This is a genomic window from Mesorhizobium sp. P2_D1, assembly GCF_056404455.1.
In genome coordinates, this window is the sequence record NZ_JBFUDZ010000041.1 from 14,278 (window position 1) to 26,714 (window position 12,437).

Consider the following 12,437-nt stretch of genomic DNA (forward strand, 5'->3'; position numbering starts at 1 on the left):
CACGGTGGCGGGCTTATAGTTTTGGCTTGCGGATCAGCTTTGCTCGGGTTTTTGCGGCCGGCACTGCTCGGGCAGCTCTCGCCTCTGCTGCCCACTTGGCTTTCTGCTCGGCTCGATATTCCTCCAGCCGTCGAATGGCTGCGAGCAAGTCCTTCTCGCCGTGGTCTTCCTGTAGTTTCTGTCCGACGATCCTGCCGGCCGCCAACCGAAGGGCGCCTTCCACAATGTCTTCCATCGAAGAACGTCGCTCGTCGTATGTCCTGGTGTAATCACGTAGCTGCGGATCGTGAAAATCGAGTGCCTCTTTGACATCCATGTTGTCCGGCCACTCGCCGCACTTTTCACTGTACGACTGGGCACCTTTTACGACCGCTATGCACTGCATGATGATGCTGTATGGTTCTCCGGCGCCTCGGGACACACGCATGATATTCGCGGCAAGCTCGCGGAGCGGCCATTCGATCTCATGCTTTGCCAACGATTTGTCGACAGTCTTCTTGTCGTTCTCGACGGCCAGTCGGATATGCGGCTTCTTTTCGTCGTCAGACAATTTCCCCTCCCGAGCAGAGAGATAACCATTGCCCAACCGGTAGGATACGGCAACCCAGTTCAGGTCTGAGCCATTATTCGGTTGAAAAACAACGGTTGCCGTTCACCCAAATTCGCAGGCGTTTATTCGATTGATATTTGACGTTTTCCGCCGCAGCCAGTCTAAGTCGTTGATTTTCTTGGTTCCCGCTCATGGGCTCGAACCACGATTCACGCCTTCAAAGGGCGCTGTCCTACCATTAGACGAAGCGGGAAAATGCAACCTGCGCCGACACCCCTAGCCGGTTCGCGCGCCGGGATCAACGCGATCCTCTTGAGATCGGGTAACTGGCGATCGGCAATTGGCGGTAAGCCGTCGCCGTCACGGGAGACGGCCAACCGGCTCGGCGCACCTGTGGACCGGGCAGCGGCCGTCACGGGTCGGGACATAGGCCGACGTCGGAGCGTCGGGCCAGTCGCATTCGTTGCCGAACTGCCTGACATAGCGGTCATAGGTGTTGGGGCCGGTGGTCAGCACCACGGCGCGGCGGCTCTGGATCAGTTGTTGGAGCTGTTGGCAGCTCATTGTGCGGGTGTCGGGCCGGGCCTCGGTGAGACCGGTCGCGGCAAGCAGCATCGCTACAGTCGTCAGGGCAGTTCGATGGATGGGCATGGTGGTTACCTCAGCGGTTCACGTACCAAGCAAACGTGTCACGCAAAACTCGCATCCCGCCAGCGGTTCCGCAACAGCGCGATCCTATTTTAATCGAGTAACTGGCGATCGGCAATTGGCGGCAAGCCGTCGCCGTCAATCTGGGAGATCGCCGATCGCCTGGTCGCAGCGGTAGACCGGGCAGCTGCCGTCACGGGTCGGGACATAGGCCGACGTCGGCACCTCCGGCCAGTCGCATTCGATGCCGAATTGCCTGACATAGCGGTCATAGGTGTTGGGGCCGGTGGTCAGCACCACGGCGCGGCGGCTCTGGATCAGCTGCTGAAGCTCCTGGCAGCCCATCGTGCGGGTGTCGGGCCGGGCCTCGGCGAGGCTGGTTGCGGCAAGCAGCATGGCCGCTGTCGTCAAAGCAATTCGGCGGATGAGCATGGCGTACCTCAGCGTTTCACGTACCAAGCAAACGTGTCACCCGAAACTCGCATCCCTTCCAGCGGTTCCGCAACAGCCAGTTGGCCGTTTTTTGCGGCGCAACCAAATGCCGCGTCGCGCATTGCTGGGGATGGACGGCAGGAAACCCTACGAGACCCCGCAATGGCCACCTGGAGACGAGGATCGCGAAGCCATGTGTTGTTCCTTCTGCGGCGGCCGCGACCACCGCTACGAGGATTGTCCGCAACGGTATCCCGACGCCGATCCTCCGCTTGACGCCCCGGACGACGTCGCCCCCGAACCGAACTGATTGCGAAGCTTTTGGTCCGCGCCCTTCGGTGGCTGTCGCCGCCGGCCAATGAATGTCGCCCGTCGATTGCAACCAAACGCGCCACCATGCATTGCTGGGCATGGGGTGGAACGTTGTCACGCCGTGAGGGCGACGTGACGGGGGAAGGTGGGCAATGACAGATTTGGCAAGCATCGATGGTCCGCTCGACCCTCCCGCCGACGCACGGCTGGCGGCTATCGTCGATTCATCGTTCGACGCCATCATCAGCAAGGATTTGAACAGCATCATCACCAGCTGGAACGGGGCGGCGCAGCGCATGTTCGGTTACACCGCCGAGGAGGCTGTCGGCAAATCGGTGCTGATGCTCATTCCCGATCACCTCAGGGATGAAGAGGTCGATATCATCAGCCGGGTTCGCAATGGTCAACTCGTCGCCAGCTACGAGACGATCCGGCGACGCAAGGATGGCGGGTTCATTGCCGTATCGCTGACCGTCTCGCCGATCAGAAACGCAACGGGCGAGATCGTCGGCGCCTCGAAGATCGCCCGCGACATCACCGCGACCAAGGAGAGCGAGCGCCGGATCAGGCTGTTGTTGCGGGAGGTGAACCATCGCGTCAAGAACCAGTTCGCGGTGATCCTCTCGATGGTCAGGGAGACAAGCAAGCGCTCGACCGATCCGCGCGAATTCGAAGAGCTCATCCGCTCCCGCATCATGGCGCTATCGCGGTCGCACGACCTGCTGGTCAACTCGGAATGGGCGGGTGCCAGCCTCTTCGACCTCATCCAGGAGCAGCTCAAGCCGTTCGGCCACGAGGCACAGGTATCGCTGTCGGGACCGCTGCTGACCTTGCAGCCGAACGCCGTGCAAAATCTCGGCATGGCATTTCACGAGCTTGGCACCAACTCTTCCAAATATGGCGCGCTGGCGGTCGATGCCGGGAGGCTCGAGATCACCTGGCAGATCGCCGCCGGTGCTTCGGGCAAGCGGGAAATCCATCTCGTCTGGGACGAAACGATGCCGGTGCCTGAAGGCGACCGGCCAGGGGGACGGCAAGACGAAGCCACGCGCAAGGGCTTTGGCACGGTCGTCCTGCAGCGGGTCGCGCCGCAATCGCTGAACGGCTCGGCGGTCCTGGAGCGCAACCCGGGTCGTGTCAGCTGGTCGCTGACGGCGCCGGTGGAATCGATCGTCGTTCCGCAGCTCGGCGCCGAAATGGCTGCCGCGGAGTCGTCTTTCGACCTGTGAGGGTCCGGCCCGGTCGGTTCACCTAGCCTTTGGGGCGCTGCATCGGCTTGAACTCAACCCGGCTTCGCCGACGGCCAACCTTTTCCATCGACAGGCGTTGTCCCCGTGAAGGGAAGGGTCGCCGCGAGCGGCCGTGACGGGAACAAGGAGGCCGAGATGAGAATCCTCGCCATCGTGCCATTCACCCTGCTGGCGCTGTCGGCAGCGGGGCAAACGGGCCAGCAGCAGGACCCTGGGTCGCAGACCGACAAATGCCGGGTCCAGACCGAACAAGGCGCAAAACAGCAGCCTGGCAGCGACAATCTGACGGACACGCTCAATGACTGCGGCGGCGTGTTGAAACCGCCTGCCACCGGCGATCAGGGGATGGCCACGCCGGCCCCCGATGAAGGCAAGACACCGATCATCAAGCCGGGCGAAGTGCCGGCCCAGCCGCCGGCGCAGTAGGAGGCACGGCAGCCGAAAGGATTAGCGGACCAGCACGCCGGCAAGGTTGCACAGGGCAACGAAAGCTTCCTGCGCCTGGGCGGCACCCGCCTTGTTTTCCAGCGCCGCTTCGATCTGTTCGCGCGCGGCCTGATAGAACGGGCCGCGCTCGGCCTGCGGCCAGTCGATCAGGATTTCGCTGGCATCCTTCAGCGTGGTGATGTCGCGGATCGTGTCCGAGCCATGCGGCCTGATCCGCATCGGTGTCGACAGCATCGGCTCGGCCATGTCCTGTTTTCCCGCTAATGGAGGAGTTTTGCTTCGCGCGCGGCGTCGACCATCGCCCGCATCGCCTTTTCCGGCGGCGTCCAGCCATCCAGTGCATCGCGGCAGCTGCGCAATGCCGCCCGGTAGCGCCGGCCCTGGCCCGCCGGCCAGTCGCCGAGGCATTCGAGGCTTTCCCAGGCACTGCGCACCACGCGCTCGCGCCCGGGGCTAAATTTCAGTCTGATCGGATGGGGAAACATCTTGTCGTTCAACGGTCGTCTCCTTGACTGGTGCATGCCGTCCGAAAGTGCGCGGAGGTTTCGGGACGTCATGCACAAAACGAGGCGCCGGTTAACGTCGGCAACAGGGCAGGGTTCCCTGCCTTCGAGATCAAAATTTCAGTCGCCCGCAACGGCGTCCGACAGGGGCCTCGGCGGCGGCAATTCAGCGGCGTTCGCCGTTGGCCGGTCATGCTCGAACTGCTCGGTGCCGGGCAAGGCATGCAGCCATGTCTCGCGCCGGCTGGTCCACAACTCGTATTCGGGCATGAGATCGGTCGGCGCGATGTCGAGGCTGCCGATCATCACCTCGGCCTCGTTGTCGTCGACCCAGGCAACACGACCGCCGCAAGTCGGGCAAAAGCTCCGCGTGCCATAGGAACTGACGATGCCCGTCGTCTCGAAGGCCTCGCGCGGCCAGATGGCATAGGCCGAATAGACCGAGCCGCTGGCCTTGCGGCAGTCCTTGCAATGGCAGAGCCCGATTCTGAGCGGCGCGCCGTGGACCTCGAACTGCACGCCGCCGCACAGGCAACTGCCGGTCCTGCGTATGGTGTCGGACATGATGCGACCTCCATCTTGTCAGTCTGCTGCGGGGCCGGGCGGGACAGGAGATCGTCCCAGATGTTTCGTCCAGGACAAAGCCCCATCCCGATCCCATTGGACCTAGCCGCGGGCCGCCATATGGGCGTCGAGCTTCTTGCGCGACGGCCCATAGCGCTTGATGATGGTTTGCGCCTCGCTTGGCGGAATGCCGTATTTCCGGGCAAAGGCGGYGACCTCGTAAGGCTCCTCGCTCGAAACCAGCTTGCGGTCCTGCTTCGTCTTCGACTTGTCGTCAGCCATTTCAGGCCTCGCTTTCTGTTGCCGTGGAAACGCGCAGCCGTCGGCGCCCGATTCCACGATCAACAGGACATAACACAGATCGGCCGTCGCGAGTTCCAAGGCCACGACAATATCGCCGTGCCGCCGGCCTTGCCGCTATGGCATCAGGCGGGCGTGAGGCGCTTGGCGGCGAGATACATGAGCGCCGACGCGGCCTGTCCGCGCTCCCAGCCGGCGGCCTCGACCTTGTTGAGCAGCGCGTCGAGATGCGGGACGAGCATCTCCCTGCATTCCTGTTCATAGGCGGCGCTCGTCACCGGATGTTGCGGCGCGGCGATGGTCAATGCCTTGGCCATGTCCTGTTCCCCGTTTGAGTGCGGCGCCATCTTAGCATCAGCCGGCAAGTGAAATCGGTTTTGCCGCACCAGTGGATTCAACGGGTTAGAGGTGTCTTGGCGCCGGGGCAGGGCGCCTGCATCGGGGATTCCCGCAAAAAATCTGGCTGATGTGTCGGATTTGGCGCCGGTCGGCCGTCCTTGGGCCGGAGCCCATTGCAATCCTGGAGAAAAGACCATGTCGTCGCAAATCATTCAGTCGCAAACCACTCAGTCTCAGACCACTCAGTCTCAAACGACTCAGGCACCGTGGCAGACCACAGCACTTCTCCTCGCCCGCCTGATCTTCGCCGGCGTCTTCCTGATGGCCGTGACCTTCAAGTTCATGGGCATGGGCGACACCGCCGGCTATATCGCCGCCGCCGGCTTTCCGTTTCCGCTGTTCCTGGCCTGGTGCGCGGCGCTGCTGGAAGCCGCGCTCGTGCTGTGCTTGCTGACCGGCGCCTTCTTCACGCCGGCGGCCCTGGTCGCCGCCGCCTATGTGCTGTTCCTCGGCTTTTCCTTCCACGGACCCAGCCACTGGGCCGGCAACCAGGCCGAGTTCGGCTTCTTCATCGACCATTTTTCGTTCATGGCCGGACTGCTGTTCGCGGCGGTGCATGGCCCGGGCAGGGTGCTCTCGCTGAATCCAGGATGGCCGGGCCGGGCGTAGGCGCAGGAGCCCGTCGCTAGCCCCGGATCAACCATTTGCTCACCTGGCAAGCAGTTTATGAGTTTACGGCCTGGACGAAACCCTTGGAGATGGACACATGGCGCTCAAACGGATGGACAATGTAGGGATCGTCGTCGATGACCTCGGTCAGACGATTGATTTCTTTCGCGAGCTCGGCCTCGAGCTCGAAGGGCGGGCCACGATCGAAGGAGAATGGGCCGGACGTGTCACTGGACTGGGCGATCAGCGCGTCGAGATTGCCATGATGCGCACACCGGATGGCCACGGCCGGCTCGAGCTATCCCGCTTCCTCGCGCCACCTGTCGTCGCGGATCACCGCAACGCCCCGGTCAACGCTCTGGGCTACCTCCGCGTCATGTTCACCGTGGACGACATCGACGAGACGCTTGAAAGGCTCCGCAATCGCGGCGCGCAGCTCGTCGGCGAAGTGGTCCAGTACAAGGACGTGTATCGGCTCTGCTACATCCGCGGGCCTGAAGGGCTGCTCATCGGACTCGCCCAAGAACTCGGCTGAGCGCAATACGACGACAATGACGAAGGGCGACCAGGGGTCAGAGAGCGCGTTCAGGCATTCCCGTGGTCTCCGCTACGCCTTGCCGGCAGCCAGGCCCAGGCGCGCGACCATCCCGCAGCGGCAAGCCCGCGTTGGCGTCCTTCATATCTGGTCGTTGTAGGGCTCCTTGATCTGGCCGACCATGCGGGCGAGCTTTGAAAAGGAGGGCATGTCCGCCTCCGGCTGGCATTGATTGGCCAGTTCCAGCAGCCGTATCGGAAAGCTGACGGCGTCGCGGCTTGACGCGGACATGCCTTCGGACCGCTCCTGGCTGATTTCGCCGGCCTCGGCCTTGCGCAAGGCCAGGTCTATTTCCTCCGCCGTCAGCACCCCCTTTTGGACCAGGAGGTGGTTGATCGACGCGACGGCCATCAGCAGGCCCTCGAGTTGCAGATTGGCGACGTTCATGGCGATTGCTCCCGTGGCTATGATCGAAAACGCGCCAGCGGCGTTTCCGCTCCGGCGGTGAGGGCAGGGCGTAGTCGAGGTCGCAAAAGATCACAGAGCTGGCTGCCTGGAAATGCCTATTCCTGCGTCAGGCGCTCGCCATATTCGCGCCACAGCGCTTTCACGTCCAGACCCCCGAGGCGGGGGATCGAGGGATCTGCCGCGGCGATGGCGACGGCACTGATGTCGTATTGGGGGTAGGCGTGGGCGACGAAGCGGATCGCCTCGCCGAGCGAGCGCACGCGGATGATCGGGTCCGCCTGTCCCTGACCGGTGCTTCGCACACCGAAACCGTGGCCGGCGCATGCCGCACCCTGAAGACGGATGCCATGGTTGGTCTGTCCATCGCCCTCTCCTACAAGGCCGTACGACGCGAATCATTCCATGAGCTTCAGCTAACGGTCTCACAGATGTCGGCTTATGAAAAGTCGACACGAAAGTCTGGCCTTGCCGCCCGCTCGCATGCCGATCGGGTTGTCCGGTGAGGGCATGCTATTGATTTGGGTATGGTGTTGATTTGCGCCAACGACCTCCAGACCCGCCGCGCCGGCGGGTTTTTTGTTTTTCGGCTGCCCTTCAGCGATGCGCGGGAGCTTGGTTGGCGGGCGTCGAAAAAGGGCTTATAGGAATTTTTTCTCAGAAAATCGTTGACTGGGTGAGGGCAGCTATGCTACATATTTGTCCATGGTGCTGATTTGCGCCAACGACCCGCCGCCGAGGCGGGTTTTTTGTTTCTGGCGTCTGTCTATCGATGCGCCCTTGAAAACCACTTGAACGTTGGCAGGACAGAGGGGGGCGTGACGGAACGCCATCCTTTGCCCGACGACCCTTCGCAATATCCACGAGAACTCCCATGCGCCGCTACGCCACCATCATCACCGACGATGACGGCCGCGAGGTCGTCAGCGCCATTGGCGCGTTCGAGGGGGCGGCGCCGCAGCCGCGTCTCGGGCTCATCGAACAGGTCGCGCCCGGCGTGCTGATCGGCATGGTGCGCGGCGGTCCGGTCGATGCGGCCGGCGGCTTCGGCTTTGGCCTGGGATCGCTGGGTGGCAGCCACCTGGCGATCGGGGCGGCACGGCTGATGAAGCGGCTGCGCCTTGCCGGCCACTCTGGTGCGGCGGGTTCCGGCGTGGCGAGCTCCAAAGCGGCAACACCAGCCGGCGCGACAGAGACGGAGGCTGGTCCGGCCAAGCCGGCTCGGGCAGCCGGCAAGCCGCGCAAGCGCCTCGCCCGATCAAAATCCAAAGTGGCGAAATCGAGGGTAAAAAGAACCGCTCGATCAAAATCCACGGTGGCGAAATCCAGGACGGCCGCTGCAAAGACCACAGGGGGCGAGCATGGCTGACAAGCCGCCGCCGGCTCGCCGGGCGCCGAAGCGCCGGACCGCGACGCCAGCCACCAAGCCCGCTGCCAGGCGCCGGCCGAAGCGCGGGAAAAGGACGCTGGGGGATGATTTCCTGGCGGCCGTGCGCGCCGATTTCCGGACGCATGGCGCCGGGGTCATTGCCGAGGTGCGTGCCGACAAGCCCGACCAATATCTGAAGATCGTGCTTTCGGTGCTGCCCAAGGATTTGCATGTTTCCATCAACCAACTGGACGGCTTAAGCGATGACGAGATCCGCAGCCGTATCCGCGGCCTCGAAGCCGCCCTCAAGCCGTTCCTCGAAGACCTCGGCGGCGAAGACGGAATATCTGGCGCTGCTGGCGGAACTGGACCGCAGGCGCCGCACTAACCAGCTTGCCGCCTACCGGCCCTATGCCAGGCAAGCCGAGTTCCATGCCGCGGGCGCGCAGAACCGCGAACGGCTGTTCATGGCCGGCAACCAGCTTGGCAAGACCAGGGCCGGCGGCGCCGAATGGGCCATGCACCTGACCGGGCGCTACCCCTCGTGGTGGCAAGGCAAGGTCTTTGCCGGCGCGGTCCGGCTGTGGGCGGCTGGCGTGACCGGCGAGGGTACGCGCGACAACCCGCAGCGCGTGCTAGTCGGCCCGCCGCAGCAGCAGACGGCCTGGGGCACCGGCATGATCCCTGCCGACGCTATTGTGCACACCATCATGGGACGCGGCGCGCCGGGCGCGCTCGACAGCGTCGTGGTGCGCTGGGGCGGCGGCGGCGATGTGCAGGCCGATGAATCGGTGTTGTCGTTCAAGAGCTTCGAAAAGGGCCGCGAGAAATGGCAGGGCGAGACGCTGCACGGCGTCTGGTTCGACGAGGAACCGCCGCTCGACATCTATTCCGAAGGCCTGACCCGCACCAACGCCACCGGCGGCATCACCATCGTCACGTTTACGCCGCTGCTCGGTATGTCGGATGTGGTGCTGTTGTTTTTATCGGCGGAGGAGGTTGAGGGAATGGGGAAGGGGTGAGGACGCAGGACTTCCCTTCTCCCCCTGTGGGAGAAGGTGGCCGAGCGAAGCTCGGTCGGATGAGGGGTGTTCCAGCTGGGCAGTGAAGGCATTTCTTCCAGCACCCCTCAACCGTCTCGGCGCTGCGCGCCGATCCACCTTCTCCCACAAGGGGAGAAGGAGAGAACCGCCGCGCCTAGCCCGAAAATCGCGCCTTAACAACGCGATACCCCCTTCGTCTCGCAAGGTGATTCAGGAGTTCGCCATGAGCCGCCACGTCACCTTCATGACCATCGACGATGCCGAGCATTATTCAGCCCAAGAGCGCGCGGCGATCGTTGCCGCCTATCCGGCGCATGAGCGGGAGGCGCGTGCTCGCGGCATTCCGGTGCTGGGCTCCGGGCGCATCTTTCCGGTCGCCGAGGAATTGATCGCCTGCGCGCCGTTCCGGCTGCCGCGCTACTGGCCGCGCATCGGGGCGCTCGATTTCGGCTGGGACCATCCGTCGGCCGCGGTCGAGCTCGCATGGGATACCGAGGCCGATGTCGTCTATGTCGCCAAAGCCTGCCGCGCTTCGCAGCAGACGCCGGCGATGCAGACGCTGACCCTGAAACCATGGGGCGACTGGCTGCCCTGGGCGTGGCCGCGCGATGGCCGCCGCGAAACGCTGGAAGGGGCGGGCGTGGCGCTTGCCCGGCAATATGCCGCGCACGGGCTGAACATGCTGACCCGCCACGCGCAATTCCCGGACGGTTCTGTCTCGGTCAAGGCCGGGCTGATGGAGATGCTCGACCGCATGCAATCCGGCCGCTTCAAGGTGTTCTCGACGCTTGCGCCCTGGTTCGAGGAGTTCCGGCTCTATCACCGCAGGGATGGCCAGGTGGTGAAACTGCGCGACGATCTGATGGCGGCGACACGCTATGGCGTGATGATGCTGCGGGAGGCGATGGTCGATCCGGCGGAGTTCAGGAGCGCGCGGCGACAGGCGGGGCAGAGCGATCCGCTGGGGGCTTTCAGGTGAGGGCGAAGTGCCCGACCGGCGAATAGTGCACTGTCACCGTAATTCGTGGCTTACTCCACGATTTTCCAGTAGGAATCCTTGCGGATCACCTTGCCGTCGCGAAAGGTGTAGAAGTCGCAACCCTGGACTTCCTTTCTCACACCCTCGCGGGTGGTGCCGGTGAGGGTCCATTTCGAGATGCCGGTATCGGCGGCCGCATCTGCAAAATGTTGGCCGTTGCCGTAGTGGACATCGGGCAAGCCTTCGAAGCGTGTCGCCAGCGCGTCTCGTACGTTGCGCTTGCCCTCGCAACGCGTGCCCCAAGGCATGCTCCCCCGCGGCATCTCCAGGACGCAATCCTCGGCAAAGAACGCCATGATGCGATCGAGATCGTGCGCGTTGAAGGCCTCGCATAGCTCCGTCAGCGTCGATCGAATGTCCATTCGCCCGTCTCCTCCAGTCGTCGGTAGCCTGCGTGTTCGATGCCCGAAGTAGGTCACTGGCGACGGGGCCGGTCAAGTGCGCGGGCCTTCGAGACTCCGCCCGAAAGCGGGAAGCGCACCCCATCGCTCTGGCCTGCCCATGACCCTCCGCATCATCCCCGCCACGCTGCGCGATCTCTCCTACATCGCCGCCAACCTGCGCGCGGAAGACCGCGCCGAGATCGACTGCCAGATTGACCAGTGGTCGCCGGCATTGCTGGCGCTGACGGCGTTGCAGGGGTTCGCCTATGTCGCCGAGCTCGACGGCAATCCGGAGGCCGGCTTTGGCGCCGCCGAACAGCGCGGCGGGCTGTGGATCGCCTGGAGCTGGGGCACGCGCCGCATGAGGCGCTGCGTGCCTGGGATCACCGTGTTCTTTCACACCGTGCTTGGGCCTCAGGTCGCTGCACGCGGTGCCTGGCGGGTCGAGGCGCGGGCGCTGGCTGCCAATGAACTGGCGCTGCGCTGGCTTGGCCGGCTCGGCGCCACGCAACGCTGCCTGCTGCCGGGTTACGGCAGGAACGGCGAAGATTTTTTCCTCTATGACTGGACAAGAGAAGGCTGGAACCATGTGCCTGTTTCAAAAACCACCGGAACTGAAGCCGCTGCCGACGACACCGACGGCCGAGGACAAGGACGTGCAGGCGCGCGAGGCGGCGCTCAGGTCTGAGCTCGAACAGCGCCAGGGAGCGCTGAGCACCATCAAGACCGACCTCGCGCCGGCGAGCCTCACCGGCCAGCGCCGCGTGCTTCTGGGGCTTTAGACCATGACCGCGATGAAGCGCAGTTTCAGGAAGCGCGTGCTGGCGTGGTGGTATTGGCGCCGGCATGCGCGGCTGGTGAGACGGCGGGGGTGAGGGTCAGCTGATCTCCCCCCTTGCGGGGGAGATTGGCAGCTTCGCCGCTGCTGTCCGTCGAGAGCTGTCGCGCCCCTCGATGCTTATAGCTCACCCCTTCTTGGCAAATGCCCAGACCATCAGCGGGTATTCCTCGTCGTTGCTGAGATCGCGCCACAGGCCGTAGGCGCGGACAGGGCCGCCGATGTGGGCCCTGGCGCAAGCCTTGTTGCCCCAGCCATGGACCTTAACGCTGGCTTCGGAAAAGCCGCCCTCGACCATCAATTGCTTGAGGCCGGCCGGTGTCCACCGGTTGTAGTCGTGCGGCCTGGCGTGGACGCGGAACAGGAAGGGTGTCGCCACCATCGCCCAGCCTCCGGACCGGGTCATGGCGTGGATGTTCTGCACCGCCGCCAGCGGCCGCCGCACATGTTCCAGCACCTGGTCGGCGATGACGATGGAATATTGCTCGTCGGTGCGGTCCTTACTGATGTCGAAGGCGGGGAAATCGACGCAGCGGTAGTTGGGGCACATCGCCCGCCAGGTGCGGTTCCAGCCGGGCGAGATCTCGATCACGTCGGCGGCTTTGCGGTTTCCAGCTTCGAGGAAAACGGTGAACGCCTCGATCTGGCGGATTCGCAGCCAGTTGCGGGAATCATAGCCAAGCAGGCGTTTGGCCACCTGTTTGCCGCGGTTCTTCAGGGTGCCGGCAAGGCTTGTCGTCGTCACATCGAC

21 protein-coding genes, 1 tRNA gene and 1 pseudogene are annotated in these 12,437 nt (G+C 64.0%); 10 read left to right on the top strand and 13 right to left on the bottom strand.

What is annotated here, in order from left to right; all coding sequences use genetic code 11:
- Window positions 1–13: 13 nt before the first annotated feature.
- The 4 genes from AC1D0I_RS24335 to AC1D0I_RS24350 all read right to left on the bottom strand — a co-directional run bounded on the left by AC1D0I_RS24335 (window position 14) and on the right by AC1D0I_RS24350 (window position 1,630).
- Window positions 14–550 (bottom strand): hypothetical protein, encoded by a 537-nt coding sequence (locus AC1D0I_RS24335; RefSeq protein ID WP_477398280.1) that lies wholly within the window; start codon window positions 548–550, stop codon window positions 14–16.
- Between the two features lie 179 nt (window positions 551–729).
- Window positions 730–803 (bottom strand) — tRNA-Gln (locus tag AC1D0I_RS24340).
- A 107-nt stretch (window positions 804–910) separates the two neighbouring features.
- The gene (locus AC1D0I_RS24345) at window positions 911–1,201 is read right to left on the bottom strand and encodes a hypothetical protein (protein WP_457152616.1); all 291 of its coding nucleotides are present in this window, start codon (window positions 1,199–1,201) and stop codon (window positions 911–913) included.
- A gap of 135 nt (window positions 1,202–1,336) precedes the next feature.
- On the bottom strand, window positions 1,337–1,630 hold the full coding sequence (locus AC1D0I_RS24350) for a hypothetical protein (protein WP_477226866.1): 294 nt from the start codon (window positions 1,628–1,630) through the stop codon (window positions 1,337–1,339).
- Between the two features lie 106 nt (window positions 1,631–1,736).
- Between AC1D0I_RS24350 and AC1D0I_RS24355 the strand changes: the two genes are divergently transcribed.
- The 3 genes from AC1D0I_RS24355 (at window position 1,737) to AC1D0I_RS24365 (ending at window position 3,618) form a co-directional block, all read left to right on the top strand.
- Complete coding sequence (locus AC1D0I_RS24355; RefSeq protein ID WP_477301747.1) at window positions 1,737–1,940, top strand: hypothetical protein; 204 nt, start codon at window positions 1,737–1,739, stop codon at window positions 1,938–1,940.
- A 154-nt stretch (window positions 1,941–2,094) separates the two neighbouring features.
- Window positions 2,095–3,171 (top strand): sensor histidine kinase, encoded by a 1,077-nt coding sequence (locus AC1D0I_RS24360; RefSeq protein ID WP_477226867.1) that lies wholly within the window; start codon window positions 2,095–2,097, stop codon window positions 3,169–3,171.
- A gap of 156 nt (window positions 3,172–3,327) precedes the next feature.
- Window positions 3,328–3,618, top strand: a complete 291-nt coding sequence (locus AC1D0I_RS24365; protein ID WP_477398282.1) for a hypothetical protein — start codon at window positions 3,328–3,330, stop codon at window positions 3,616–3,618.
- Window positions 3,619–3,639: 21 nt separating this feature from the next.
- Here the strand turns inward: AC1D0I_RS24365 and AC1D0I_RS24370 are convergent, their stop codons facing one another.
- The 5 genes from AC1D0I_RS24370 to AC1D0I_RS24390 form a co-directional block, all read right to left on the bottom strand.
- Entirely contained in the window at window positions 3,640–3,885 is a 246-nt protein-coding gene (locus AC1D0I_RS24370) for a DUF982 domain-containing protein (protein ID WP_477398284.1), read from the bottom strand.
- A gap of 14 nt (window positions 3,886–3,899) precedes the next feature.
- Window positions 3,900–4,136 (bottom strand): DUF982 domain-containing protein, encoded by a 237-nt coding sequence (locus AC1D0I_RS24375; RefSeq protein WP_095091372.1) that lies wholly within the window; start codon window positions 4,134–4,136, stop codon window positions 3,900–3,902.
- Window positions 4,137–4,262: 126 nt separating this feature from the next.
- Window positions 4,263–4,706 (bottom strand): GFA family protein, encoded by a 444-nt coding sequence (locus AC1D0I_RS24380; protein ID WP_095091373.1) that lies wholly within the window; start codon window positions 4,704–4,706, stop codon window positions 4,263–4,265.
- Between the two features lie 102 nt (window positions 4,707–4,808).
- The gene (locus AC1D0I_RS24385) at window positions 4,809–5,093 is read right to left on the bottom strand and encodes a DUF3606 domain-containing protein (protein ID WP_477398286.1); all 285 of its coding nucleotides are present in this window, start codon (window positions 5,091–5,093) and stop codon (window positions 4,809–4,811) included.
- Window positions 5,094–5,131: 38 nt separating this feature from the next.
- The gene (locus AC1D0I_RS24390; protein ID WP_095091787.1) at window positions 5,132–5,323 is read right to left on the bottom strand and encodes a hypothetical protein; all 192 of its coding nucleotides are present in this window, start codon (window positions 5,321–5,323) and stop codon (window positions 5,132–5,134) included.
- Between the two features lie 217 nt (window positions 5,324–5,540).
- On the opposite strand from AC1D0I_RS24390, the gene AC1D0I_RS24395 reads away from it, so the two are divergent.
- The gene (locus AC1D0I_RS24395; protein WP_477398288.1) at window positions 5,541–6,014 is read left to right on the top strand and encodes a DoxX family membrane protein; all 474 of its coding nucleotides are present in this window, start codon (window positions 5,541–5,543) and stop codon (window positions 6,012–6,014) included.
- Window positions 6,015–6,111: 97 nt separating this feature from the next.
- Window positions 6,112–6,549 (top strand): VOC family protein, encoded by a 438-nt coding sequence (locus tag AC1D0I_RS24400; protein ID WP_457153818.1) that lies wholly within the window; start codon window positions 6,112–6,114, stop codon window positions 6,547–6,549.
- A gap of 141 nt (window positions 6,550–6,690) precedes the next feature.
- On the opposite strand, the gene AC1D0I_RS24405 is transcribed toward AC1D0I_RS24400, so the two are convergent.
- Together AC1D0I_RS24405 and AC1D0I_RS24410 are read right to left on the bottom strand one after the other, a co-directional pair.
- Window positions 6,691–6,996: a hypothetical protein gene (locus tag AC1D0I_RS24405; protein ID WP_457153819.1), complete on the bottom strand. Its 306-nt coding sequence runs from the start codon at window positions 6,994–6,996 to the stop codon at window positions 6,691–6,693.
- A gap of 116 nt (window positions 6,997–7,112) precedes the next feature.
- Window positions 7,113–7,319 carry a hypothetical protein gene (locus AC1D0I_RS24410; protein WP_477398290.1) on the bottom strand — a complete coding sequence of 69 codons (207 nt, stop codon included), beginning with the start codon at window positions 7,317–7,319 and terminating at the stop codon, window positions 7,113–7,115.
- Window positions 7,320–7,888: 569 nt separating this feature from the next.
- Between AC1D0I_RS24410 and AC1D0I_RS24415 the strand changes: the two genes are divergently transcribed.
- The 4 genes and pseudogenes from AC1D0I_RS24415 to AC1D0I_RS24430 all read left to right on the top strand — a co-directional run.
- Window positions 7,889–8,383, top strand: a complete 495-nt coding sequence (locus tag AC1D0I_RS24415; protein WP_477398292.1) for a hypothetical protein — start codon at window positions 7,889–7,891, stop codon at window positions 8,381–8,383.
- Entirely contained in the window at window positions 8,376–8,771 is a 396-nt protein-coding gene (locus tag AC1D0I_RS24420; protein ID WP_477398294.1) for a hypothetical protein, read from the top strand. The genes AC1D0I_RS24415 and AC1D0I_RS24420 overlap by 8 nt, the downstream gene beginning before the upstream one ends.
- A complete protein-coding gene (locus AC1D0I_RS24425; RefSeq protein ID WP_477398338.1) occupies window positions 8,749–9,405 on the top strand; it encodes a terminase large subunit domain-containing protein in 657 nt (218 codons plus the stop codon). The genes AC1D0I_RS24420 and AC1D0I_RS24425 overlap by 23 nt, the downstream gene beginning before the upstream one ends.
- Window positions 9,406–9,628: 223 nt before the next feature.
- Window positions 9,629–10,405 (top strand): annotated as a pseudogene (locus tag AC1D0I_RS24430) (phage terminase large subunit family protein); the annotation flags it as partial.
- Window positions 10,406–10,455: 50 nt separating this feature from the next.
- Here AC1D0I_RS24430 and AC1D0I_RS24435 read toward each other — a convergent pair.
- Window positions 10,456–10,827, bottom strand: a complete 372-nt coding sequence (locus AC1D0I_RS24435) for a nuclear transport factor 2 family protein (RefSeq protein WP_457153824.1) — start codon at window positions 10,825–10,827, stop codon at window positions 10,456–10,458.
- Window positions 10,828–10,966: 139 nt separating this feature from the next.
- Here AC1D0I_RS24435 and AC1D0I_RS24440 point away from each other — a divergent pair, with 139 nt between their 5' ends.
- Window positions 10,967–11,536 carry a hypothetical protein gene (locus AC1D0I_RS24440; RefSeq protein WP_477398296.1) on the top strand — a complete coding sequence of 190 codons (570 nt, stop codon included), beginning with the start codon at window positions 10,967–10,969 and terminating at the stop codon, window positions 11,534–11,536.
- A 277-nt stretch (window positions 11,537–11,813) separates the two neighbouring features.
- On the opposite strand, the gene AC1D0I_RS24445 is transcribed toward AC1D0I_RS24440, so the two are convergent.
- Window positions 11,814–12,431 carry a class I SAM-dependent methyltransferase gene (locus AC1D0I_RS24445; protein ID WP_477398298.1) on the bottom strand — a complete coding sequence of 206 codons (618 nt, stop codon included), beginning with the start codon at window positions 12,429–12,431 and terminating at the stop codon, window positions 11,814–11,816.
- Between the last annotated feature and the right edge of the window lie 6 nt (window positions 12,432–12,437).